The organism is Arthrobacter terrae (assembly GCF_015708085.1).
GTDB classification, from domain to species: domain Bacteria; phylum Actinomycetota; class Actinomycetes; order Actinomycetales; family Micrococcaceae; genus Arthrobacter_M; species Arthrobacter_M terrae.
Window position 1 is genome coordinate 20535 of sequence record NZ_JADNYM010000012.1, and the last position, 22659, is coordinate 43193.

24 protein-coding genes are annotated in these 22659 nt (G+C 63.1%); 5 read left to right on the forward strand and 19 right to left on the reverse strand.

The window, feature by feature from the left end; genetic code table 11:
* Window positions 1-5: 5 nt before the first annotated feature.
* The 13 genes from IV500_RS10515 to IV500_RS10575 all read right to left on the reverse strand — a co-directional run bounded on the left by IV500_RS10515 (window position 6) and on the right by IV500_RS10575 (window position 12133).
* The gene (locus tag IV500_RS10515; RefSeq protein WP_196396768.1) at window positions 6-1208 is read right to left on the reverse strand and encodes a cysteine protease StiP family protein; all 1203 of its coding nucleotides are present in this window, start codon (window positions 1206-1208) and stop codon (window positions 6-8) included.
* Window positions 1192-2634, reverse strand: a complete 1443-nt coding sequence (locus IV500_RS10520; protein ID WP_230854811.1) for a phosphoribosyltransferase domain-containing protein — start codon at window positions 2632-2634, stop codon at window positions 1192-1194. Before IV500_RS10520 ends, IV500_RS10515 begins: the two co-directional genes overlap by 17 nt.
* Window positions 2631-3890 (reverse strand): HpcH/HpaI aldolase/citrate lyase family protein, encoded by a 1260-nt coding sequence (locus tag IV500_RS10525; protein WP_196396769.1) that lies wholly within the window; start codon window positions 3888-3890, stop codon window positions 2631-2633. Before IV500_RS10525 ends, IV500_RS10520 begins: the two co-directional genes overlap by 4 nt.
* Window positions 3891-3896: 6 nt before the next feature.
* Entirely contained in the window at window positions 3897-4592 is a 696-nt protein-coding gene (locus tag IV500_RS10530; protein WP_196396770.1) for a hypothetical protein, read from the reverse strand.
* An 81-nt stretch (window positions 4593-4673) separates the two neighbouring features.
* Window positions 4674-5225 carry a TerD family protein gene (locus IV500_RS10535; RefSeq protein ID WP_312875899.1) on the reverse strand — a complete coding sequence of 184 codons (552 nt, stop codon included), beginning with the start codon at window positions 5223-5225 and terminating at the stop codon, window positions 4674-4676.
* Window positions 5225-5737, reverse strand: a complete 513-nt coding sequence (locus tag IV500_RS10540) for a hypothetical protein (protein WP_196396771.1) — start codon at window positions 5735-5737, stop codon at window positions 5225-5227. Before IV500_RS10540 ends, IV500_RS10535 begins: the two co-directional genes overlap by 1 nt.
* Window positions 5738-5772: 35 nt before the next feature.
* Window positions 5773-6966 carry a toxic anion resistance protein gene (locus IV500_RS10545; RefSeq protein WP_196396772.1) on the reverse strand — a complete coding sequence of 398 codons (1194 nt, stop codon included), beginning with the start codon at window positions 6964-6966 and terminating at the stop codon, window positions 5773-5775.
* Window positions 6967-7066: 100 nt separating this feature from the next.
* Window positions 7067-7648 (reverse strand): TerD family protein, encoded by a 582-nt coding sequence (locus tag IV500_RS10550; RefSeq protein WP_196396773.1) that lies wholly within the window; start codon window positions 7646-7648, stop codon window positions 7067-7069.
* Between the two features lie 28 nt (window positions 7649-7676).
* On the reverse strand, window positions 7677-8258 hold the full coding sequence (locus IV500_RS10555; RefSeq protein WP_196396774.1) for a TerD family protein: 582 nt from the start codon (window positions 8256-8258) through the stop codon (window positions 7677-7679).
* A 47-nt stretch (window positions 8259-8305) separates the two neighbouring features.
* Window positions 8306-8896, reverse strand: coding sequence for a TerD family protein (locus IV500_RS10560; protein ID WP_196396775.1), 591 nt, complete (start codon window positions 8894-8896; stop codon window positions 8306-8308).
* A 16-nt stretch (window positions 8897-8912) separates the two neighbouring features.
* Complete coding sequence (locus IV500_RS10565) at window positions 8913-10037, reverse strand: DUF475 domain-containing protein (RefSeq protein ID WP_196396776.1); 1125 nt, start codon at window positions 10035-10037, stop codon at window positions 8913-8915.
* A 168-nt stretch (window positions 10038-10205) separates the two neighbouring features.
* On the reverse strand, window positions 10206-10595 hold the full coding sequence (locus IV500_RS10570) for a DUF5997 family protein (RefSeq protein ID WP_376770202.1): 390 nt from the start codon (window positions 10593-10595) through the stop codon (window positions 10206-10208).
* Entirely contained in the window at window positions 10592-12133 is a 1542-nt protein-coding gene (locus tag IV500_RS10575) for an HNH endonuclease (protein WP_196396777.1), read from the reverse strand. The genes IV500_RS10570 and IV500_RS10575 overlap by 4 nt, the downstream gene beginning before the upstream one ends.
* Window positions 12134-12587: 454 nt before the next feature.
* On the opposite strand from IV500_RS10575, the gene IV500_RS10580 reads away from it, so the two are divergent.
* Window positions 12588-13442: a LysR family substrate-binding domain-containing protein gene (locus IV500_RS10580; protein WP_312875900.1), complete on the forward strand. Its 855-nt coding sequence runs from the start codon at window positions 12588-12590 to the stop codon at window positions 13440-13442.
* Here IV500_RS10580 and IV500_RS10585 read toward each other — a convergent pair.
* Entirely contained in the window at window positions 13439-13912 is a 474-nt protein-coding gene (locus IV500_RS10585) for a MarR family winged helix-turn-helix transcriptional regulator (RefSeq protein WP_230854812.1), read from the reverse strand. The genes IV500_RS10580 and IV500_RS10585 overlap by 4 nt on opposite strands.
* A 110-nt stretch (window positions 13913-14022) precedes the next feature.
* Between IV500_RS10585 and IV500_RS10590 the strand changes: the two genes are divergently transcribed.
* Entirely contained in the window at window positions 14023-16302 is a 2280-nt protein-coding gene (locus IV500_RS10590; protein ID WP_196396779.1) for an MMPL family transporter, read from the forward strand.
* 48 nt (window positions 16303-16350) lie between these two features.
* Here the strand turns inward: IV500_RS10590 and IV500_RS10595 are convergent, their stop codons facing one another.
* Window positions 16351-16899 carry a hypothetical protein gene (locus tag IV500_RS10595; protein ID WP_196396780.1) on the reverse strand — a complete coding sequence of 183 codons (549 nt, stop codon included), beginning with the start codon at window positions 16897-16899 and terminating at the stop codon, window positions 16351-16353.
* A gap of 156 nt (window positions 16900-17055) precedes the next feature.
* On the opposite strand from IV500_RS10595, the gene IV500_RS10600 reads away from it, so the two are divergent.
* The 3 genes from IV500_RS10600 (at window position 17056) to IV500_RS10610 (ending at window position 19690) form a co-directional block, all read left to right on the forward strand.
* On the forward strand, window positions 17056-17829 hold the full coding sequence (locus tag IV500_RS10600; protein ID WP_196396781.1) for a response regulator transcription factor: 774 nt from the start codon (window positions 17056-17058) through the stop codon (window positions 17827-17829).
* Window positions 17826-19268, forward strand: coding sequence for a sensor histidine kinase (locus IV500_RS10605; protein ID WP_196396782.1), 1443 nt, complete (start codon window positions 17826-17828; stop codon window positions 19266-19268). Before IV500_RS10600 ends, IV500_RS10605 begins: the two co-directional genes overlap by 4 nt.
* Before the next feature lie 89 nt (window positions 19269-19357).
* Window positions 19358-19690, forward strand: a complete 333-nt coding sequence (locus IV500_RS10610; protein ID WP_196396783.1) for a hypothetical protein — start codon at window positions 19358-19360, stop codon at window positions 19688-19690.
* A 12-nt stretch (window positions 19691-19702) separates the two neighbouring features.
* Here IV500_RS10610 and IV500_RS10615 read toward each other — a convergent pair whose 3' ends face one another.
* The 4 genes from IV500_RS10615 to IV500_RS10630 form a co-directional block, all read right to left on the reverse strand.
* Window positions 19703-20323 (reverse strand): hypothetical protein, encoded by a 621-nt coding sequence (locus tag IV500_RS10615; protein ID WP_196396784.1) that lies wholly within the window; start codon window positions 20321-20323, stop codon window positions 19703-19705.
* A 44-nt stretch (window positions 20324-20367) separates the two neighbouring features.
* Complete coding sequence (locus IV500_RS10620; RefSeq protein WP_196396785.1) at window positions 20368-21078, reverse strand: class F sortase; 711 nt, start codon at window positions 21076-21078, stop codon at window positions 20368-20370.
* Between the two features lie 16 nt (window positions 21079-21094).
* Window positions 21095-21898, reverse strand: coding sequence for a hypothetical protein (locus IV500_RS10625; RefSeq protein WP_196396786.1), 804 nt, complete (start codon window positions 21896-21898; stop codon window positions 21095-21097).
* A 189-nt stretch (window positions 21899-22087) separates the two neighbouring features.
* Window positions 22088-22585 carry a Dps family protein gene (locus IV500_RS10630; RefSeq protein WP_196396878.1) on the reverse strand — a complete coding sequence of 166 codons (498 nt, stop codon included), beginning with the start codon at window positions 22583-22585 and terminating at the stop codon, window positions 22088-22090.
* Between the last annotated feature and the right edge of the window lie 74 nt (window positions 22586-22659).

The window sequence follows — 22659 nt, forward strand, 5'->3', positions numbered from 1 at the left end:
GCCGGTCACAGCGCGGCCGCGACTGCGCGGCCGTCGGCACCGGTGGCACCCTTCGTGAACAGCGGGTGGATCAGTCCCACACAGCTGTAGGCGAGGTCCGTGACCTCCACCACCGGAACGCCTCGCTGTTCGGCCAGCAGCAGCACGTGTGCCACCTCGGCTCTGGCCTCGGGCCGAATCAATATTTTCCACGGTACCCGGCGCAGCAGTACGCGCGTGGTCTCGCCGACACCGGGCTTGACTAAGTTCACATTATTGATCCCGTAATTTTCGCTGATGCCCTCGACGGCCTTCCAGCCGGCCCAGTTGGGCATCCTTTCGTGCGACGGTTGGGATCTGGCGAACTCCGTACCACGGTCCACGGTGGCCAGGACGTCACCGAAGTGGCTGCACACGGTAGCCAGGAACTGCCCCGAGACGTCGCTGCCGCGCAGACCGGTGTAGAACTTGGCACCGTGGAAATCTCCCGGGCCGATCAGCCGGCGGTTGAACACCGTGCGGGAAACGAGGCCCGAGACGGTTGAGTTCAGGCAGGCCGAGGGAATGAGGTAGTCCTCGCGCGTGCCGTACAGGCCCACGCAGTGTCCCGGGTCCGCCAGCACGGCAAGGTCGTCCTTGAAGGTGACGCCGTCCGTTTGCTCAAAGCGCTGGAGGGCGATGGAGAGCTCGCGGACAATCGCGCCCTTCCCGGTCCATCCGTCGACGAAGATAATCCGGGCCGGGTCATAATGTGCGGCCAGATAGCGCAGGGCGTTTTCGTCCGCACCCACGCCGCGCACGATGCTCATCGTGTAGTGCGGCACATCGATGCCCCGGATTTCCCGGGCCCAGCGCCGCATCAGGATACCCACCGGTGTCCCGGCGCGGGCCAGCGACACCAGGACCGGCTGCTGTTCCCGGGCTGCCAGCAGCAGATCCGTCACGATGCCTACTGCCTCCGCGATCCGCCGGCCCGACCGCTGCAGGGCGTCGCGGTAGAGCTGCTGATATTCCGCGCTCGGGGTGTACTCAACAGGGAGGGATTCGGCATAATTAGCTGATCCACTCTGGATGGCCTGTTCCCGTACGCCGGTCGGTGCTTCCAGCTTGGCGTCCCCCAGGTCCGTCAACAGCCAGCGGACGTCTTCGGCAGGGTAAGAGCCAAAGTCCGGCCCGGTCAGCGGGACTGGCAGCACCTGGTGGCTGGCCGGATCACTGGTGCGGGGCATGGGGTCCTTGTCTGAAATTGTCGGCTGCGGCCGCGGGGGATGCGGCAGGAAGGAGTACGACGACGACGTCACCGCAGATAGCGGACAGCGCCTCGGTGATGCTCCCGGTCCCGGAAAGCACCGCCGGATCGGTCCCCGGTTCGGGCATCACGATGATGGTACCGAAGCGGAATCCAGCCCGGGACAGATTGTAGGCAAAACGGGGGCCGGGACCATCCTCGGTTGCGTCATGGCTGGTGAATCCAACGGAGCTGGCGATGGCGTAGTCCGGCCGGTCCAGCGCCACGATCGGTGAGCGGGTTGTGGTGGAGAACCGCACCGGAAAATCAGTGTCGAGGGCGTGAGCTACCGCGAGGGGCAGCGAGATGAACTCCTCCGTGCCCAGGACCAGTACCTCCTCGGGCGAGCGTCCGGCAAAAGCCGCACGCACGCGCGCCGCTATTGCAGCCGCAGATCCTAAAGATTCATGGACCCTTACCGCGTGGTTGTTGCCGAACCTGTCACTGCTGATGGGAGCGACTTCCTCTGTCCCCATGGCCAGGAATGTGATGGAGCCCAACTCCGCAGCCGGTGAGGGGGGCGCGGCCGGCAGGGCGGCGATGAATTCCTCGCAGCGTGGCAGGATGTCCGGACCCAGATTGATCCTGCCGCTGCTTAAGGCGACCACGCTGATCGTTGCACCCAGGGAACCGGACAGCTCGTCAAAGCGTTCGCGGTCCCCGGCTGCGCGCAGATCAACCAGCGCAGCAACAATATATTCCCGTTGCGGCATAAGCCTGTGAAGTTCCCGGATCGTGTTAATGATCGTTGACCCGGTGCTCAGCTCGTCGTCGACCAGGACGACCGTGCCGCCTCGTCGCAGCCACGGGTCCTCGGCGGGCAGCAGCCGGTGCGAGGTGGCGTGTGAATGGCCTTCCTCGAAGGCTGCCACCGGTCTGGATCCGAGTGCCGAGTGCCGGGTGGAGTGGATGTAGTAGGAACCGATGCTCTCCGCGACCAGCCGGCCCAGACCGGTCGCCGTTTCGGCGTAACCAATCGTGACGACGCCCGGGTGGCTGGTCGCCAGCGCTGTGAGGGTTTTCCGCAGTTCCAGCAGCGCTGGTTTTTCGTGCAGCGGGCCGTCCGCGGACCGCAGCGAGGCAGCGAATGCCTCCGCCGCGCTCCGTAGTTCCGGGCTGTGCTCAAGCAGACCCGCGAGCCGCTCCGCCACCATCGCCCCGAGCAGCAAGCCAGCGGCGATGGCCAGCGAAGGAACAGTGGGCACATGCTTGGCCAGGACCCGGGATACCAGCAGATGAGCACGCTTCGGATTACGGCGAAGGGCAAGCCCCACCAGATCCTTCACGTCCATCAGGCTCCCGCCGACGGACTCAATTTGGACGCCAAGCTCCCGCTGCACGCAATCGCCCGTCCAGACACTTGTCAATTCATTCCCGCTTCCAGAAAGTCGACAAAGGTGACCTCCGGGGCGGCGACGCCGAAGGCCGCTGCGCGGAGCAGGGTCTGCCGTGCCCACCCTTGGTGCGGCTTCATTTCGTTCATCTTGTTGCCGTACGCAGAGGCCGCTGCGCCACCGCTACTATTACCTGCGATCTCTTTCGCGTCCAGGAACTCCTCGTGGCTAATGACGGAGAGCGCATGCACCAGGGGAACGTGGCTGGGGTGGATCACGGTTTTGCCCAGCAGGCCGTTGGCGTGGTCCAAGGAGATCTCGCGCATCAGCCCATCAAGGTTGGCCAGCAGGATCCGCTGCCGCAACGCTACATCGTCGGACTCCGCGAACGGTGTGGCCCGCAGCAGCGGCCGGAGCAGCCTCTCGGTGTTGGCATAGTGCTCCCAGACCGGACCGGAGATAACAAAGCCATCTTCACTGCGGCCCAGGACGTTGACAATATCGCCGATCACCGAGGCCACAACCTTCACGTCGTAGATCGTCAGGTCGCGGGATCTGCGCAGACCGAAGGTGCTGGACATGTCCGTGGCGCCAATCCGGACCGCCAGGATGTCCTCCCGGTGTGCCTGCAGCACGGTGCGGATATTCGCCAGCGCGGCCGATCGCGTTTCGCGGTGAATCACGATAGGCGATTCGAGGATTGGCATGATCCGCAATCGGCGGTTGCCAAGGGCCCGGTGGGAGGCTGGCTCCTGGGCCGTACCGGACGCGCCCGGCCGGGCGGCCGCATGGATGGCCTGGACGTTCTGCAGAGCATCGAGGAACAATTGCGCGCGGCCCGTCTCATTGTCAAATTTCGGAATGACAAATCCGGCAAGAAGATCCAGGGATGCACCACACCGTCGGGCCAGGCGGATCATCTGCTCGGGAGTGCGCACGCGGATAAAGAGCATCAGCCGGCTGTCGAGGGATGGGGCGGTGCCGCCGTCGGCTGAGGGACCGGTGGCTTCCTGCCGCAGCAGCTCCAGCGTACGCACAACATTGTCCTCGGCAGCTTCCACAGCATTGTCCGCAATGGAATCCTCCAGGCACAGCACCATGCTCAGGCAGCCGCGGGAGGATTGCTTGATCACATCGGCGGCGAGTTGCGGTCTGTCTGCGGGCGAGTACAACGTTGCACCCAAGGCCACGGCCAGGAGTTCCGGATCGGACTCAAGAGTCAGCGCTTGCGGGCGGGCATGGAAGAGCCGGCAGGCCTGCTGCTCTGTGAGGAAGTCAAAGTGACGCATCGGCTTTTACCTCCCCCGGTTCCCTTGGACGGTGACTTTGCGGGTCATGCTGAAGCCAAATTCCGCCCAAATGTCTTGGTCGTTCATCCCGGCAGGGACCGGCTCGGCACGCAGTTCAATGAGATTATCCACCCGAAGCAATGCGAGTACGAACATGGTGTTGCCAGTCGGGGCTGGAAGTGTCGCCGCAGCGCCGTCGAAAATGTGCATCCCCAATGGCTCCGGACCGCGCCCTATGAAGAGCGCCCGGCGCAGCTCCTGCAGGTGCCGCAGGGGCACCAGAGCTTCCCCCTCGAGGTAACCCGCCAGCGGGCGGTTGCCGGCGGTTTCTACCGCCGTGCCGGCAAAGTTCCCGTCCCTGGTCAGTGCTCCGGTGAGGTGAGCGCCCGTGGCATGGCCGGCGGCCTCCCAAGCGATGGCCGTTGTGCCGGTAACAATGAGCGTACCGATTCCGGATTGCAGGGGATTGAGCCGGAACATGGGTACAGTGGGTCCGATTTCCATGACGTCACGGATCCCCGGAGCACGGAAGAGCCCTGCCGTCACGGAGGCAGGAGGACGGCGAACGGGAGCCGCTGCATCGGAGCCGGCAGTTGCCGGCGGTCGGGACGCGACAGGAGCCGGGTGTTGCGCAACACCCGGGCGGTTAAGGTTGAGACCGGTGCTGCGGGGGGCCTGCTCAGGAGCAGCTGCCGGACGCACGGCGCTAGTGTCCGGCGCCTTGACCCTGCGGCGAAGGTACCCAATGTCCGTCCGGACGGGCGAAGATTTCCCTGGCATTAGCTAGACGTCCACCCGGAAGTCCTTGGCCACGCCGGCCAGTCCGGTGGTATAGCCCTGGCCCAAAGCGCGAAACTTCCAGTCGTCGTGGTGCCGGTACAACTCGCCGAACATCATTGCCGTGATGTTGTCGTCGCTGCTGAGCGGGACGTCGAAGCGGACCAGCTCACGGTTCCCGGCGGTGGCAACCCGGATGTAGGCGGAGCGGACAGCGGAAAAATTGCCGGGACCACGGACCTCGGGATCCACGTAGACAATGAACGCGATCTTGGCGACCGCCGCCGGCACCTGCGCCAGATCGACGTCGATCTGTTCCTGATCGGTGTCACCGGCAAAGGTGACAGATCCATCGGCACTGACGAGCTGATTGAAAAAGACCAGATGGTCCCCGGACACCGCTGCGCCGTCCGCATTGCACATAACGGCCATTGGAACCAGTTCGGCAGCCGGCCCGCGGCTGGGAATGGTGTCCCAGCCGAGCCCGACCAGAACCTTGGTCAGGCCGCTGTTCTCCGCGGTGAGCGCCGCGTTGGCGCCCGGGACCAGGCTTGCCACTACTGACCGTCCAATCGCAGCTGGCTATCCGGGGCGGCAAACTTGTCCGCCAAGAAGCGACCGTGGGTGGAGAGCTCCGCGATGGCCCCGGTCCGGATCTGATTCAGCAGGTCATGAACGGTGGCTTCCAAGGTGGTCAACTGCTCCACGAAGAGGCCGGTGGCGCGCGAGTCCTCTGCGCGTTCGGCATCGGTCATGGCCAGATAGGCGCGCAGTGGAGTGGGGATATAGTCGCTGATCATGGCCGCCAGCAGTACGCGCTGCTCAGTGGAGGCGTTTTGCGCAGCGATGGTGGCCATCACAACGCGCAGCAGGTCCTCGATCTGGCGCAGCTGGGAAGAAAGCAACGGCGGCAGGACGGCGCCGGCGCGGCGGATATCCGTGCGCAACTGATCCAGCGCACGCGCCGTGCGGGCGTCGTCGGCCTCCACCTCGCTCTGCTGGCTCTGCGGAACCACTCCTGCCGCCGCAGGAGGGTTCTTGAACAGAGATCCAACGAATTTCCCGATCACCGCTCCACCGCCTGTTCTCTGATCATCCGCCCGTTCTAGCCTCTCTGGTTTTGCTGAGAGCGTTCCAGATACGGTTTCGCCTTCTCCAGACCGGTCTCCAGGGCGGATACCGTTCCTTCCATGTTTTTAGCCGCTGTGGCGCGGAAGGTATCGATCGCGTCCATGGTGGCAAAGACGTTATCGAAGGCTTTTTGCAGCGTCTCCACGCTGACCCCGGAGCTGGATGCCTGCTCATGGATCCGGACCGTCTGATCCTTGAGCATCTCGCTGGTCTTGAGGATCATGTTATTGGTGGTGGTGTTGATCGCGTCGATCTGATCCAGCACCATCTTCTGATTAGCCAGCGCCTGCGCCACGATGACGGCTGTGCGCAGAGCCGCAATCGTCGTCGTGCGGGCGCGATCCACGCCCTTAATGAGTTCCAGGTTGTTCTTGCGGATCAGATCCATCGCCAGATAACCCTGCACGGACACGGCGAGCTGCGTCAGGATGTCCTGATGGCGCTGCCGGATCGGGAAGAGCACGTCGCCCTCAAGCTTCTGGGCTTCCTCGATCTGCCCCTTTGCACGCGTGGCGTCGATCTTTTCCACGCAGGCAGCATCGAGTGCCTTGGCAAACACCGCGTATTCACTCAGCGACTGCATGGTTTCCCACAGCTGCACCTTTTCGCCCGCCAGGGCCGCGTTGTCCTTGAGCAGTTCATCCTGGCCGGACATCAGGGCCTTGATGATGTGGTCCAGCTGAGTCTGGGCCGACTCGTACTTCTGGAAGTACTTTGCCATCTTGTTTCCGCCGGGGATGAAACCAAGAATTTTCCGCCCCACGCTCAGATCGGCCTGGTTAGGGGTCAGGTCCTCCACCGTGGAGCGCAGCTCACCGAGGGTGCCGGCAACTGCCGCCTGCGCGTTATTGCCGCTGCGCTTCGCACCGGCCACTGAGGTAGAGGAGCGCTCCAGCATGCGCGTGGAGTACCCGCTGGACTGCGTCATCTCCGAACCCGCGATCTTGGAGATGCCCTCCACCTTCGTGGTGAAATCGGGGCTTCGCGGGTCAAGTCCCGCAAGCTCGGAGACAAACTCCTTGGCCTGCCGGTGGATTTCAAGCTGGCGTTCCTGCGGCACCGGAACCATGCCGGGGGCGTCGTCGGGCTCAACAATGGCCGGAGCGTCCGGCGCGCGCAACACCAGCGCCGTATCGGTGGTTTCCGGGGGAGTCAGGGGGGAAGTCATATCTGTGGCCAGCCTGTTCTTCTGGTAGCTGCGGGGCCGTACTCTGCCTTACCGGCAGCGGACAGCCCCGCCTGTTGAAAGCATCGGGTTGAGGGAAAATTCAGCCCAGAACGACGCCGAAGTCATTGGCAATCCCGGCGAGGCCTGTGGCGTAGCCCTGTCCGACTGCCTTGAACTTCCACTCCGGGCCGTTGCGGTAAATCTCGGCGAAAACCATGGAGGTCTCCGGAGCGGCGTCCTCGCTCAGATCGAAGCGGACAATTTCCGTTTCGTTCCCCGCATTAACGACGCGGCAGTAGGCGCTGCGGACCTGCCCGAAGTTCTGCCGCCGTTCCTCTGCCTTATCGATCGATACGACGATCACCACCCGCTCAACATCGGGCGCTACCAGCGTCAGATCAATGGCAATCTGTTCGTCGTCGCCGGCGCCCTCGCCGGAACGGTTATCGCCCTTGTGGATGACCGAGCCGTCTTTGGCCTGCGGTTGGTTGTAGAAAATGAAGTCATCGGAGGACCTCACCTTCCCATTGGCACCCACCAGGAGCGCGGAGGCATCCAGGTCAAAGGCTTCGCCGCTGGTGGTGCGCGGATCCCAACCCAGCCCAACTACCGCCTGGGCCAGGCCCGGATCGGCCTTGGTCAGGGAGAGGTTGTTACCTTTTTCAAGCGTCAATCCTGCCATGGGTTCCTCCTGCTTGTCGGGTTTTAATCTAGTCGAGTGTGATGCCGAAGTCCGTGGCGATGCCGCGGAGTCCGCTGGCGTACCCCTGACCAACGGCACGGAACTTCCATTCGGCACCGCTGCGGTATACCTCGGCAAAGATCATTGATGTCTCGGCCGCGGCATCCTCGCTGAGGTCATAACGGACGATCTCCTGATCCGAATCCTGGTTGACCACCCGGCAGAATGCGTCGCGCACCTGGCCGAAATTCTGGCGGCGGGACTCGGCCTCGTCAATGGAGACCACAATGACTACGCGTTCAACATCCGCAGCCAGAATGCTCAGATCGATCAGGATCTGTTCGTCGTCCCCCTCACCTTCACCGGTGCGGTTGTCACCCTGATGGACCACGGAGCCGTCTTTAGCCTGCAGCTGGTTGTAGAAGATGAAGTCATCCTGCGAACGCACCTTGCCGTTGGAACCGATCAGCAGCGCCGAGGCATCCAGATCGAACGCTTCGCCGGCGGTGCTGCGGGGGTCCCAGCCCAAACCGACCATGGCGCGCTTGAGCCCCGGATCCGCTTTGGTCAGTGAAAGATTACTGCCCTTGGAAAGTGTCAGACCTGCCATGTCAAAAGTCCCGTCCTCATCCTGTGTTGTCTTAGAAAACGTGCCGGTTAGAGAAAACGTGCCGCCGGAGCAACAAGATCCTGGGCGGTGCGGCCCTGGGCGCGCTCACCTACAGCCTTGAACTGCCAGCCGGTCCCGTCCCGGGAAACCTTGGCCATGATCATCGCCGTATGAGTGCCGGAATCGGTCAACTGGTAGCGGGCCACCTCTGGGGATCCGGCGGAGGAGTCATCGACGAGGCGGCAGAAGGCGTTTTCCACCTGATCGAAAGTCTGCTGGCTGTAGCTGCTGATCACGAAGACGATCTGGGCCACCGCGGGGGAAACCCCGGCGAGGTCCACCAGAATGGTCTCGTCGTCGCCGTCCCCGGCGCCCGTGAGATTATCGCCGGTGTGCTTGGTGGAGCCGTCCTTGCTGGCCAGCTGATTGAACCAGACGACATCGAGCGCCTTGCCCGCTGCATCATAGAAGATCGCGGAGGCATCAAGATCAATCTCTGTGGTCTTGGCGCGCCCGAATATTCCACGCTTCACCGGAGCTGCCGAGTCCCAGCCCAGTCCCATCCGCACTCGAGTCAGCGCGCCGCCGTCGTTCTTGGTCAGCGACAGCGTCTGACCCTTCTGCAAGCTCAAACCCATGATCCGCATCTCCTAATCAGTTACTTACGTGGACTTCTTTCAAATTTTCCGTGCCGGCCGCCAACCGCTTGTTCCGCCCAATTGACGACAGGAACGCAGCGAGGATGAAGACGACGCCGATCAGGCCGGTGACTACTTCATTGATCTGCGTTCCGATCGTAATCAGCAGGATCACGGACAGGGCGCCAATGGCCCAGTGTGCACCATGGTCCAGGTAGACAAATTCATCCAGTGTGCCCTGCCGGACAAGATAAACGGTCAGCGAGCGGACGAAGATGGCGCCGATCAGGCCAAGACCCAAAGCGATGATGATCGGATCGGAGGTGATCGCGAAAGCTCCGATGACACCGTCGAAGGAGAATGAAGCATCAATCACTTCGAGGTAAAGGAAAAGCAGGAACGCAGCCCTGCCGACTGCCTTGCCGGCGCCGCCCTTGGGGTGCGCAATTTTCTCCGCCTTCGCGGCGACTTCCTCGGGCTCGACCTCGCCGTCCTCGTCCTCGTCGTCGACTTCAAAAAGTGCGCCGAGTCCGGTGACCAGAAAGTAGGTCACCATGCCGAGAATTCCCGAGACCAGCACTTGGCCCTGCTTGTCGCCGGCAAACTGGGCGGCGATCACCAGGCCAACCAGCCCCACAACGAGCGAGGCACCATTGAGCTTGCCGATCCAGGCAAGCGGCTTCTCCAGGAAAGCCAGCCAGTGGATCTCGCGATCCTCGAACATGAAATCAAGGAAGAGCATGAGCAGGAAGATGCCACCGAAGGCAGCGATCTGCGGGTGCGCATCATGGAGCAAGTAGGCGTAAGTGCCTGGGGTGTGGATGTCGCCCTTTTGCAGTGCCAGATCCACCGCTTCGACCGGGTTCAGTTTCGCCGTGACACCGACGATCAGCAGCGGGAAGAGAATGCGCATACCCAACACCGCGATGAGGATTCCCACGGTGAGGAAGATTTTCTGCCAGAAGGCGTTCATCTTTTCGAGGATGCGGGCATTGACCACCGCATTGTCGAAGCTGAGACTGATTTCCAGCACGCCGAGGATTGCACACAAAATCACCGCACTGGGGCCGCCGTAAATGAAGGCGAGGATCAGTGCTGCGACCGTTATGACCATGGACCAGCCGAATGTCTTGACGAACACGCTTTGTCGGAGCTCCTTAGAATGCTGAGTCTGTACCAGCGTGCCAGGCAGCTGGGGTGCTACTGTCTTGGGGTTGAAGCTCCCCAGAATCCACCTACAACACTAGCAATTCCGCAGGACACGCGCGCATTCCGGGGTGCAGTTATTCCGCTGGCGGAATTAGCCAGGTCAGCTCTTGGGGCGGCGCTTGGCCTGGCGCTCCTTGGCGAGCTTGGCTTCCTGGCGGGCCTTGGCGTGCACAGTTCGTTCCGTGACCAGCCACTTTGGCGGAGACTGCAGCAGGTCGGAAATTTCCGCCGATGTCAATGGTTCGGTGATCTCAGAGCGATTAAGCCCTGCAATGGAAATGTTCAGCTTCTGCGCGACGACGGGCCTCGGATGTGGTCCGGTGCGCCGCAGTTCTTCGAGCCACTCGGGAGGATTTTCCTGCAGCGCCTTGAAATCGGAGCGCGAAACGGCGTTGGCCTGAAACTCCGCGGGCGCTGCGGGTAGGTAGATACCCAGTTTCTTGGCAGCCGTTTCAGGCTTCATGGACTGGGCGGAAGGTTCGGGACTCATGCGTTAACAGTACGGGGCAATGACCGGGGGTCGGCCCCTACCCGTTTGGTGCCGGGGAGCGCGGGTGCTGTGGAGGTATAGACGTTACCGAGGGGCGTGGTGATTTCCACGGTGTGTCTGGGTTCTGGTCCTTCTCGCGTGGGTGTGCGGAGTTGTGGTGTGGAGGTCCAGCCGGGGCTCTCTTTCCGGTAATTGCAGCGTTCGCAGAGCCCCTGACCGTTAAGCTCGCTTGTTACCCCGCTGCCGCTTCCGTCATTTTCCAGCCTGCTGGCTCGGTTGTTTCTGTCTTTGTGTTTGTTGTGGTGGGGGATGATGTGATCGATGTGCCGGATCGGGGCGTCGCAGTAGGGGGTTCTGCAGGTCTGGTCACGGGCGATGATGAATCTGCGTAAACCTGATGGGAAGAGCCGTCGGGTGGAGTCCATAGCGACGAGTTGGCCGGTGGTGGGGGCGGTGTAAAGGCGGCGGATCCAGACCCGGAACCCTGGATCCTCCAATGCCGCAGCCAGACCATTGTCTGTATCGGCGCTGATCCCGTTTTTCAGGCCGGCCCCGCCGCTATTGCCGTTTCCTTGGTAGTGGACGAGGGTTCTGGCTTGCTGGGCGGGGAAGATTCCGTAGCCGGTGATGTGTGCTGGTTCGCTGTCGCCTTGGAACAGGGTCCGGTCGGTCATGACGAGTTGAATCTCGATCCCGGTAATCCCGCAGGGGGTTCCGGTGAGACGGTGGATCAGCGTGTCGGCCATGATCTGGCCCCTCCCACGCCGGTCCCCGCTGGCGCGTAGGGTGTCTGCTTCCCGGGATAGGGAGCCGTACACGGCGACTCCCTCCGCGACGGGTAGGAGCGCGGAGAGGCGGACCATGGCGTCGGGGGCGGGCCGTAGGCTGACGTGCCGGTCGTTGACGGCTTTTGTGTTCCGGGCGACCACGGAGGCCGGGTCCAACCGGTACGCGATCCGTTTCGCCTCCGCGGTGACTTGTCGGTATCCCATCGCGTTCATCGCCCCGGTGTCGGCGGCGAGTTCGGTATCCACGGCTTGGCGGTCTTCCAGGGATAGGAACGCGGTTTCCCGCACGAGGAGGATTGCCCGGTACTCGTTGAGTCTCCCCGTCGCGAGAGCGGTGAACGTGTGTGGCATCTCGGTGAGAAGGATTTTGGCGAGCCCGAGGAGCTTGTTCCCATTCGTCGGGGATTCATGCCTGGCTAAGGCGATCTGGCACCCGATGCTGTCCGCGAGCTTCGCGGCCCGCTTATCAGCTAACTGCTTAGCCAATTTACGGGCCACCGGATCCGGTTCCGCCAGTTCACGGCCCCGCTGGTCCGCTAGTTGGTCCGCTGCTATGCGGGCGTCTTCCAGTGCCTGAGCGGTTTCCTGGGCCCTGCGTTGGGAGGCATCAAACGCTACCGTGACCCGTGCCTGGGAGGCGCATAAAGCCGATTTAAGTTCTTCATCCGCCCGCAACAACCCGATCCGTTCCCGGTCATCAAAATCCTCCGGTTCCATCAGAGCCAACTCAGCGATCCAACCTCGAATCATCTCCTCATCCACCCGGTGTGAGTGACCATCAGAAGAGACAGGCAGAGCGGACGAAGCATGGAGGGCAGTAGATGGGGTGGTCGGTGCGGGTGCACCAGAGGGGCCTACCGCGCTTGCAGCACATACAGGAACAGCGGTGGAGGGTGCCGATGCGGCGGACAGTACCGGTACGGCAGCAGAAGGTACCGGTGAAGCGTGGTGCATTCCGCTGTTTTCGATACCTCTATTACCATTTTCGAACATATATTCAGTATAGGTCTACGAAGTAGAACATACAAGAGTTTCTGCGCCCTGTGGGCAAGGAATTGCGGAGAATTTAGGGATGGCTGCGGAGTTCATCCCGCGCACGTGGCCACAGGCCTTGGCCGACATTGACTAAAACCTGCGGGAGCCGCATTGGTCGACCACTAAAACTGGCGCACCCGGTCCTAATGCGGTGCGCTACTGTGTTCACGTGCCCGAATCCCGCGTCCTGACCGTAGCTTTTGTGCCCGGAGTGACTCCTGGCAAGTGGATCCGCCGCTGGGAGGAGCGCATGCCGCAGTGTCCGCTGCTGGCGTCGCCGGTGTCCGAGGTGGATCAGGTGGCCATACTGCACCGGGGCGAGACGGAAATGAGTTTTGTCCGCTTACCCGTGGACCGCGCTGGCCTGAATGTTATTGAACTTTACGCCGAAATCCCGGTGGTGGTTGCGCCCAAGGACCATGAAATCGCGGTTTTTGATGAGGTCCCCGTGGCCGAGCTTGCAGCGGAATACCTCCTACAAGACCCCGACCTCTTTCCCGAGTGGCGGGATATTTCGGACCAGATCCGAGCCGGGACACGCCCGCCCTTGCCGGCAATGGAGACCTTGGAAGCGGCACTGGACCTGGTCGAGGCAGGGCTGGGGATCCTGATTTTGCCGATGTCCGTGGCCCGCCAGTTCAGCCGCAAGTCACTGCGCGCACGTCCGGTCTCCGGGGTGCCACAGCCGCGGATCGGGCTGGCCTGGTTGGAGGGCAATACGGATCCGGTGATCGAGGAATTCATTGGCGTGGTCCGCGGTCGTTCGGCGCAAAGCTCGCGCCAGCCTTCCGTTCAAGCCGCACAGGACGCCGCGCCCAAAAAAGTCCGCGGTGGCAGCGGCGCCGGCAAGGACGGCGGCAAAGGTGCTTCCCGAGTCCCGGCTAAGAGCTCAGGAAAAGGTTCAGACAAAAGTACGACGACGGCTGGCGGCACTACCAACCATGGAACCAGGAGCGCGGGCAAGGGCGCAAAGACCGCCGGCGTCAAATCCAAGGGGCACGCGTCCAAACGCGGTCGCCGCTAGCCGGGCCCGCGGGGGATATCTTCCCGGGCGGCAATGGTTGCCGCGATCATGTCTGTGATGAACCGGCCAGCCAGCTCCCGCTCCGTATCGCTATAGCCCCCCAGCGCCTGTGTCAGGTGCCGGGCCAATGGAGTGAAGAGCCGTCTACCCACCTGCCGGGCGTGGTCCGTCATGGCGAGCTGCACTTGCCGGCGGTCCTCTGCGCTGCGCTGCCGCGTCAGATGTCCGGCGCGATCGAGTCTGTCCATTAGCGCCGTCGTCGCCGGTGAGCTCAGGTTCAGCGCCTCGCCCAGGCGCCCCGGCGTGACAGTCTGGTCGGCGCGGGCGGCCTGCACCATAAAGGCCAAGGCGCTCATATCGGTCCGGTGCAGACCATGCGTGCTGCTGACGGCATCCACATAACGGTCAGTTTCGACCGTGAACTGCTGCAGCAGCGTCAAGAGGTCAAAATCCGGCATCGGCGCTTGCATACTTCTTCACCTCAATTGCCTCGGTGTCCCTCTGCCCGACGTCCGAGCAGGCTGGCCATTGGTTTCCCACCAGCATATCTGTATTATCTTCACTAGAGAGAAGTTCCATCATGGAACTAAATATCGATGAAGTGAGGATCCGCGTGAAAAAGGACTGGAACCCGAAGCGCTGGCTGCGAGTCCTGCTGCCGGTGGTGCTCATCGTCCTCTGGCTCGGAGCCGCTGCCTTTGGCGGTCCCACGTTCGGCAAGCTCTCCTCCGTCTCCAGCAACGACCAGGCAAGCTTCCTGCCGGCCAGCGCTGAGTCCACCAAGGCCCTGGATGCCCAGCAGCAGTTCCTGGATTCCAGCAGCATTCCCGCGATAGTGCTGTTGACCTCGGACACGGAACTTCCGCCGGCAAAGCTCGCGGACTTTGCCACGCTGACCCCGAAGATGGCGGCCGTCGCAGGCGTTGAGCAGCCGACGGCGCCGGCCACAGCCAGTATTGCGGGCCCGATTCCGTCGGCGGACAAAAAAGCGGTGGAGTTCATTGTCCCGGTGGCCGATACAGAGAATGTGCAGACCGTAATTGCCGACCTGCGGCAGGTGCTGGCGGATAATCTCCCGCCGGGAACGACCGCCTATGTGACCGGGCCTGCGGGCCTGACCGCGGATCTGGTCAATGCCTTCGGCGGTATTGACGGTGTGCTGCTGCTGGTGGCGCTGATTGCTGTCTTCGTTATTCTGCTGGCCGTCTACCGGTCCTTGGTGTTGCCTGTTCTGGTTCTCCTGACATCTGTTTTTGCGCTGACGGCGGCCATTTTGCTGGTTTATGCTTTTGCAAGCTGGGGTTGGATAAAGCTCAGCGGGCAGAGTCAGGGGATTCTGAGCATTCTGGTGATCGGCGCCTCCACCGATTATTCACTGCTGTTGGTGTCGCGTTTCCGGGAAGCGCTCCATGAGGTCGGCCCCCGATGGGCAGCCTTGGGGCGTGCCCTGCGCGCGGTATGGGAACCGATTCTGGCCTCCGGAACCACCGTGATCATTGCCCTTTTGTGCCTGCTGGTGTCGGATCTGAACTCCAACCGGAGCCTGGGCCCGATTGCCGCTATCGGCATAGTTTTTGCACTGCTCTCTTCCCTAACGCTATTGCCGGCTTTGCTGGCGGTCTTTGGTCGGGTGGCGTTCTGGCCGTTTCTGCCCAAGGTTGACGGTGGCCAGCACGCTGGGCAGCGTCAGAGCAGCGATGCCCGGACCGGTTTGGAGGGGATCAGCGGGCTGTGGAAGCGAGTAGGCTCAATGATCGGGCGCCGTCCGCGGGTGACGTGGGTTACCGCTTTGATTTTATTGCTGGCGGCAAGTGCGGGCGCACTGCAGCTGAATGCGAGCGGCGTCTCGCAGTCTGATGTCATCTTGACCAAGAGCGACGCTGTCGACGGACAAAAGGCTCTGGGCCAGCATTTTGACGGCGGCAGCGGCAGCCCGGTGGTGATCATCGCGGACCAAGGGAAGAAGGATACCGTGCTTGCCGCCGTCGCCGGTCAGGACGGTATCTCCGGTGCCACCGTTTATACCGGCAGTAAACGACCGGCGGCCGCGGACGAGGCCGGGCCTGCCATCGTCAAAGACGGAAAGGTATTAATCAATGCGACCCTTAGGGCGCAGCCGGAATCTCCGGCCGCGGAGCAGGTGGTGCGCGATCTGCGCCGATCGCTCCCGCCGCTGGATTCGGGCGTGCTGGTGGGTGGAGTTACGGCCATAGCGCTGGACACCAACAACACCGCGCAAAGCGACCTGGTCAAGATCATTCCACTCGTGCTGGTGGTGATTTTGCTGATTTTGATGTTGCTGTTGCGCTCCATCGTTGCCCCGCTGCTGCTGATCGGCAGCGTGATGCTTTCCTACCTTTCGGCGCTGGGCGTCTCCGCACTGGTCTTCAACCACGTTTTCCACTTCCCCGGAGCCGACGCTGCAGTTCCGCTGTTCGGGTTTGTCTTCCTGGTGGCACTGGGTGTGGATTACAACATTTTCCTGATGACCCGGGTGCGTGAGGAATCGCTGGTGCTGGGCACCCGGCCCGGAATCCTGCGCGGGCTGGGCGTGACCGGAGGGGTCATAACCTCCGCGGGCGTCGTGCTGGCGGCCACATTCGCAGCACTGGGCGTCATTCCCATCCTGTTCCTGGTCCAAATCGCCTTTATCGTGGCCTTCGGGGTCCTGCTCGATACCGTGGTAGTCCGCTCGCTGCTGGTCCCGGCGCTGGCCTACGACCTGGGCCCCGTCATCTGGTGGCCCTCGAAGCTCAGTAGAGCCGGGCGTCAGCACGGTCGGCGTGCGGCCGGCACACCTCCGGCGGCGGTAACGTCCACGCCTGCCCCGGCGGCCCCTGCCCCGGTCCGGCCCAACTAAGTAGCAGCACCTGCATGCAAAACGCGTTATGAATGCATGTGCTGCTACTCAGTTGGCGGGGGTCTGGGCCATCTTGGTCTGGATCGTCTTGGCTTCGGTTTGGATTGCGGCGCCGTAGCCGCCGTTCAGGGCGGTGTCCTTGATCTTTACGGCATCGGCGTCCCGTTCTGCCGCGGGAGCAGCTTCCAGGGCTTTGAGGTCTGTTTGGAGGTTGGCCGGCAGTTTCGCAAATGCCTTGGGATGGTGGATGAGCCCATAAGCCGCCACATGTGCCGTGTCACCGAAGCCCGTCTTGGCGCGGAGGTCGATCCGCAGTTCCTCGCGCACGGTGGCGTGGACGTGTGAAGTGCGGTTTTGCTGGGCGTGGCCTGCGGCGGCAGTGGTGGAACCAGGAGAGGGCGCGGAGGCAGCGCTGGTGGGCGTGGCTGCCGATGGGGTGGCATCCGCTGCGGAAGCTGCGCTCACACCGAAGAGTCCGGCCGCGAGTAGGGACGCTCCGGCAGCAGCGGCGGCGACCCGGCGCCGGCCGGTCCGTTTCTGCGGCGGTCGGACGGCCGGTGCGCCGGTCCAGGGGGGGATTTCTGAATTGTTGTTCATAATGGCTCCTTCGAACCGGCATCCGGGCGTTCCAGAAATGCCGCTGCTCCAACTATGGCGCGGTTATATGCGGGAAACGTCAAGGCAATGTAAGAGCGAGGTAAAGAATCTCCGGGGGGTGCGTCCTTCGCGGCGGCTTAGCGGTTGAATGGAGACATGGACAATGCCGCGGGCCCGGAGGAGGCGTCGGCCCGCGGGCTGGTGCTGATCGTCGAGGACGAGCAGGCGATCGCGGATGTGCAGCGGCTGTACCTCAGTGGGGCCGGGTTCGGCGTGCATGTGGAGACGACAGGGGAAGCCGGCCTGCAGCAGATCCGCCGACTGCGTCCGGTAGCGGCAATCGTCGACATCGGCCTCACGGGTGGCCGAAGCGTCGGAACCGGGGAGGTAACAGGACCCCGCGCAGCCGGTGTCTCCACGATGGATGGGATCGAGTTATGCCGCCGGCTGCGCGCCGCGGGCGATTGGACACCGTTAATTTTTGTGACCGCCCGGGACGAGGAGGTCGATAAGATTCTGGCGTTGGAACTCGGCGCCGATGATTACCTGACCAAGCCGTTTTCGCCCCGGGAACTTGTTGCCCGTCTCAAGGGTGTGTTGCGGCGCGCGGCGGGACCGGCAAACAGCGAGCTAATCCAGGTCGGCGCGGTGACCATGGATACCGGGCACCGCAGTGTTAGCGCAGCGGGAATCCCCGTAGAGCTGACGGCCAGGGAGTTCGACGTCTTGGCCTATCTGCTGACCAGCCCGGACCGGGTCTACACCCGTGAACAACTGCTTTCGGCGGTATGGGGTCAGGCGAGCTACAGCGCCGGCCGCACGGTTGATGTGCACATTGCACAGGTCCGGGCCAAGCTCGGTGCGGCCAGCCCGATCCGTACCTTGCGCGGAGTTGGCTACACGGCCAGTGGGGAACGGCGGACGCAATGATGGCCTGGCTGCGCTCGTTGGCGGGACGCATCACCCTAGTGACCGCCGCCGTCGCCGTTGTGACAGTGCTGGTGACGGGGATGGTGGGGTTCCCGCTGATCCGTGCCGCCGCCGTCGGGCAGGCAAGGTTGGAACTGTCGCGTGACGCTGACGCGTTTGCGGCCGCACCGGCGGCGTCGCAGGCGCTGGATCTGCGCGAACGCCACCTCTTGGGACCTGCAAATTACGATGTCTCCTCGATCAGTGCCGATGGCGTCGTCAGCGGACCCGCACGCGCACTGCTCAGCACCGCCGAGGTCGCGCGTGTGCTTTCCGGGGCGGGCCTTTCGCGGACGGCCACGACGGATTCGGGCGCACTGTTACTTCAGGCCCGTGCCCTCAAACATGGCGGGGGCCTGGTGCTGACCCGCTCGCTGGCCGACGTCAATGCCGCGTCCGCGCTGGTGTTCCAGCGCACTCTGCTGGCGCTTGCAGCAGGCCTGCTGATTGCCGTGGCGGCCGGCACGCTGTTGGCCCGCAGACTGTCCCGTCCACTGGTCAGGACGGCGGCCGCGGCCCGCCGGATGGCTGGCGGCGAACGCGCGGTGCAGCTTGATCCCTCCGGCGTTACCGAGGTACGGGCGGTTGGTGAAGCGGTCAATAGGCTGGACCACGCGCTGGTGGCCAGTGAGGCCCGGCAACGCGAATTCCTGCTCTCGATTTCGCACGAGATCCGGACGCCGCTGACAGCTATGCGCGGGTACGCCGAAGCCTTGGAGGACGGTTTAGTGCCGGCGCCGGAGGTCGCTGCTGTAGGACGCACGCTGGCGGCGGAAACAGACCGGCTGGATGCTTTCGTCAAAGACTTGCTGGAGCTGGCCAGGCTGGAAGCGGACGATTTTGCGGTGGAGGAAAGGCCGGTGGACGTGGCGTTGGTGCTGCAGCAGGTGCAGCAGGCTTGGTATGCACGCGCGGAACAAAGTTCAGTTCGGCTCCAGCTGACGCTGCCGCATCCGGCCGGCTCGGGTCCTGACCCGGCCCTTGTGGTGCTGACGGATGCTCAGCGGCTTCGACAGATCCTGGACGGACTGGTGGAAAACGCACTGCGGGTTTCTCCGGCCGACGGCCTGCTGCTCCTGGCGGCCCGGCTAGAGCATCACGACGGGTGGGGCGAAGCGGTGGCGATCGATGTTCGGGACAGTGGGCCGGGGCTGAGCGCCGAGGACGCCGCCGTCGCCTTTGACCGCGGCGTGCTCTACCGTCGCTACGCGGGCCAGCGACCAGTGGGCAGCGGGCTGGGCCTGTCCATCGCGGCACGACTCGCCGATCGGCTCGGTGCACGGCTTACGGTTGAGGCTCCGGAGGACGACGACGGCGAAGACAGTTCCGGTGGTCCGCTTGGCCGGGCGCCCGATGCGCCCGTTGGGGCACGCTTCTGTATTCGTCTGTTGCGGGCTTAGCGCCGTTTCGCTCAATTGTTCACGTGCAGGTGTTGTTCCATCCGGGCTCGTCCGCTGATACGTTGGCGGAACCAGAGGAAGGGACGTCAATGGACGATCACAAAGAAGACCGGGAGCCTGCGGCGGGAGATCCCGCCGGGCTGTCAAAGTCCGCAGAATCGGCAGATTCGGCAGATTCGGCAGATTCGACAGAGCAGACAGAGCATACAGAGCAGACAGAGCATACAGAGCAGGAGGCCAATGACAATCCGCTGGCCCGCATTGATGCGGACAGCGATGTGGTGGCGGACGCGGCAGCCGCTAAGGGCGGGGTTAATGACCCCGCCGATGACCCGTTGTGGAATCCCGCCTTGGAACCGCAGGATCCGCAGGCGCGCAAGAGCACTAAGAAGCAGGAAGAGCAGGAATCGAAGGAGAGCTAGAGGGCAGGAGAGCTAGTGCTCCCGCCAGCAGCCCAGGATTGCTGTCGCAATTTCGAAGGATAACTCGGTTCGCGACACGCTGTGCGGTCCTACCGTCTCGGTCAGGGCGCTTGCGTCCACCTGCAGCGTCATATTGTCTTTGGTGAAAACTACATTGCCGTCGGCGGTCTTGTAGGCAGGAAGGCCCAGGTTGGCCAGTCCGTCGATGGATTCGGTGCTGCCAAGTTTGAGCTGCAGTGCGTCAAAATACGCCCGTGCGGATGTTGGATCGTCGGATTCCTTCACGGACAGGACCAATTTTCCGGCCGGCAGCGTGTAGGTGCACGTGTACAGCTTGTCTGCCCAGCTGTCCGCACTTTCCGGCGGTCCAGGCAGTGCCAGACTCGACGTAAGGTTGGTCTTGGTCTCGTCCCCGCAGATCATTTTTGCGGCGTCGGACGGTGCGTTCCCGGCCACTGGTTGCGCGGGCGTGGCGGACTCGGCAGCGGACGGGTGGGCCACGCTGGAGCCGGAACTGGAGCCGGAAGCCGTGACGTTGGCAGAGGACCCCGACCCCTCGGCTGGCCCGCCGCAGGCGGCCATAAGGACCAGCGTGGCACCGGCCAAGGCCAGAGTTGCGCTTCGACGGATCATCTAACTCTTCCCCTCATTATGTACGGGTATTGGCAGCATTGGTCTCAGGCCGGGTGGCTGGAAACCAGGTGACCATAAACGACGGTGTTGTCGTCATAAAGGTTCGTCGCGGGGTTGTAGCCGCCGCAGGTAATCAGCCGGATCTCCGCACGGTCCGTATTTCCGTAAACCGCCAGCGTCGGGAACTGGTCCTTCTTGAAAACCTGTGACCGGTCAACCGCGAAAACGGCGACCACACCGTCGGAACGGGTTACCGAAAATTGCTGCCCCGGCGTCATCTCGTGCAATTTGTAAAAGACGCCGATGTTGGTCAGGGTCGAATTAACGTGTCCCAGGATCACGGACGGACCGAGTTCCCCGGGTGTCGGAGAGTACTTGTACCAGCCTGCCGGGGAGCCCGGCTCACCCGGCGGCACTTCGGCGGTTCCATCCGCAGCCTTTCCGAGTTGCAGCAATTGGGACTGAACGCCGATGCCGGGAATGTCCAGGCTGACTGGTATTGAGTCCGGCAGAATGGGGCCAACCGTGACCGGCGCGGGTGCGGCAGCGGCAGCGGCAGCGGGTGCTGCAGCAGGTGCCGGGCTCGTGGTTGCAGCGGCCGACGGCGCCGAAGGTGACGGTGCTGGAGCGGAAGAGACAGCGGCTGGAGCGGACTGCGCCGCGGGCCCGGAAGTCGTACCGCAGCCGGTCAGAAGGATGAGGGCGACCGCCGCGGACGCAATGAAGCGTCCGCGGCGGCTGGTGTTGTTGTTCATGGGAAGGAAGTTTTCCCTAGCCCTTGGAGCTCTTGGTGGACATCCGGCGGCCCACCATTACGGCGCCTCCGGCGGCCAGAACAAGAGCACCACCGGCAGCAAGCATCCCTGCATCAGGACCTGCAGTGGTGCTGCTGTGCGAAACCGCCTGAGTCACGCCGGTTCCCGGCGCACCGCCGGGCATGCTGGCCATCTGGGAAACGGCAAGCGTCCCGCACAGGGCAGGCGACGTTGCCGCCAACGGCAGGGACGGAACCAGATCGCTCGGTGCGGCCTGAGCCGCAGCCGAAAGGGTTGCCGGATCAAGACCATGAACGACGACGACGCCGGTCCCGGCCTTCAGCGAGGCAATCGTGTCGGCGTTCATGGTGAACGTGCGCTGGTAGGTGTAATCGGAGCCCATGCCCGCCAATGTCAGGTCTGTGCCGGCCGCCGGGCTGGTATCGCCGCTGGTGGACAACGTGGTGCCGATCCCGCCGTAGGCGGGTCCGCCTTCGGTGGTGCTGATGACGCCGTCTCCATTGGTGTCAGCAGCGGGAGCCGGGCACATGCCCTGCCCGCCGATGTGGATGTGCTGGACATGTGGGTAAGGCTTCCCGCTGAAGGACGCAGCGAGTCCGCTGACGTTCTCCGTTACGGTTGCCTGGTCCCCGGTGAGGCTGATCATGACAGTACCGCTTGCGTTACTGCCGTTCAGCGCTCCCAGCGTGGTCTGGTACGAGGTTGTGCCCGTATCAGCGGCGAGTGCCGGGCTGCCGGAAAGGGCCATTGCGCCCAGAGCCAGCGCCGGAACAATCAGGAATGCAGATTTCTTATTCATTTCAGTATCCTCTTCGTTCGCGGTGGCGGCCCGTTTGCGGGCGCGTCCATAGGAAGTTCGGAGTGATCTCTCTCACGGATGGGTTACGGATGGACTTTCTTTTTTTCTTTTCCCCGAATACCCCAAGAGAGGGCCCGGACAGTATGTCCGGGCCCTCTCTTGGCCGTTCAACGTTCAACGTTGAAGCTGCTAGCTCTTGGCCGCGTCCTTGGCATGCGGCGAGACGGTCTTGGTGCTGCCGGCCTTCATGTTCTCTGCTCCGACCATCCACGCAAACTGTTCCAGCGAGGCGATGAAGCCGTGCAGCAGGTCTGCGGTCGTCGGATCTTCTTCGTCGACCTCGTCGTGGACCTCGCGCATCGTAGCCACGGTCTTGGCCAGCCGCTCCACCACCAGATCCACGGCTTCGCCGGTATCGATCAGATCCTCCGGGAGCTGCGGAAGCGTAGTGCTGCTGCCGACCGTCCCGCTCCGGCCGTCCGGGGATGCCTGCAGGGCACGCATGCGCTCCGCTGTGACGTCGGCAAACTCGCGGGCGGCGGCAATGATTTCGTCCAACTGCAGATGCAGGTCGCGGAAGTTGGTTCCCACGATGTTCCAGTGTGCCTGCTTGCCCTGCAGATGCAGCTCAATCAGGTCCACCAGGACGGCCTGGAGATTTTTGGTCAGTGTCTTCGATGCTTTCATCATGACTCCCGTTATTCGTTAAGACGTGTTGACGTATTCGCTTGACCTGTACAGTTTGGCCGAAATGCAAGCAG

Excerpts from the sequence above, each read along its gene's own strand:
- IV500_RS10570 (WP_376770202.1), bottom strand. The coding sequence starts at position 10,595 with ATGAGTCCCGAACCTTCCGCCCAGTCCATGAAGCCTGAAACGGCTGCC.
- IV500_RS10625 (WP_196396786.1), bottom strand. The coding sequence starts at position 21,898 with ATGAATAAGAAATCTGCATTCCTGATTGTTCCGGCGCTGGCTCTGGGC.
- IV500_RS10550 (WP_196396773.1), bottom strand. The coding sequence starts at position 7,648 with ATGGCAGGATTGACGCTTGAAAAAGGTAACAACCTCTCCCTGACCAAG.
- IV500_RS10585 (WP_230854812.1), bottom strand. The coding sequence starts at position 13,912 with ATGCAAGCGCCGATGCCGGATTTTGACCTCTTGACGCTGCTGCAGCAG.
- IV500_RS10560 (WP_196396775.1), bottom strand. The coding sequence starts at position 8,896 with ATGGGTTTGAGCTTGCAGAAGGGTCAGACGCTGTCGCTGACCAAGAAC.
- IV500_RS10525 (WP_196396769.1), bottom strand. The coding sequence starts at position 3,890 with ATGCGTCACTTTGACTTCCTCACAGAGCAGCAGGCCTGCCGGCTCTTC.
- IV500_RS10555 (WP_196396774.1), bottom strand. The coding sequence starts at position 8,258 with ATGGCAGGTCTGACACTTTCCAAGGGCAGTAATCTTTCACTGACCAAA.
- IV500_RS10590 (WP_196396779.1), top strand. The coding sequence starts at position 14,023 with ATGGAACTAAATATCGATGAAGTGAGGATCCGCGTGAAAAAGGACTGG.
- IV500_RS10575 (WP_196396777.1), bottom strand. The coding sequence starts at position 12,133 with ATGATTCGAGGTTGGATCGCTGAGTTGGCTCTGATGGAACCGGAGGAT.
- IV500_RS10620 (WP_196396785.1), bottom strand. The coding sequence starts at position 21,078 with ATGAACAACAACACCAGCCGCCGCGGACGCTTCATTGCGTCCGCGGCG.
- IV500_RS10610 (WP_196396783.1), top strand. The coding sequence starts at position 19,358 with ATGGACGATCACAAAGAAGACCGGGAGCCTGCGGCGGGAGATCCCGCC.
- IV500_RS10595 (WP_196396780.1), bottom strand. The coding sequence starts at position 16,899 with ATGAACAACAATTCAGAAATCCCCCCCTGGACCGGCGCACCGGCCGTC.
- IV500_RS10515 (WP_196396768.1), bottom strand. The coding sequence starts at position 1,208 with ATGCCCCGCACCAGTGATCCGGCCAGCCACCAGGTGCTGCCAGTCCCG.
- IV500_RS10615 (WP_196396784.1), bottom strand. The coding sequence starts at position 20,323 with ATGATCCGTCGAAGCGCAACTCTGGCCTTGGCCGGTGCCACGCTGGTC.
- IV500_RS10600 (WP_196396781.1), top strand. The coding sequence starts at position 17,056 with ATGGACAATGCCGCGGGCCCGGAGGAGGCGTCGGCCCGCGGGCTGGTG.
- IV500_RS10605 (WP_196396782.1), top strand. The coding sequence starts at position 17,826 with ATGATGGCCTGGCTGCGCTCGTTGGCGGGACGCATCACCCTAGTGACC.
- IV500_RS10545 (WP_196396772.1), bottom strand. The coding sequence starts at position 6,966 with ATGACTTCCCCCCTGACTCCCCCGGAAACCACCGATACGGCGCTGGTG.
- IV500_RS10630 (WP_196396878.1), bottom strand. The coding sequence starts at position 22,585 with ATGAAAGCATCGAAGACACTGACCAAAAATCTCCAGGCCGTCCTGGTG.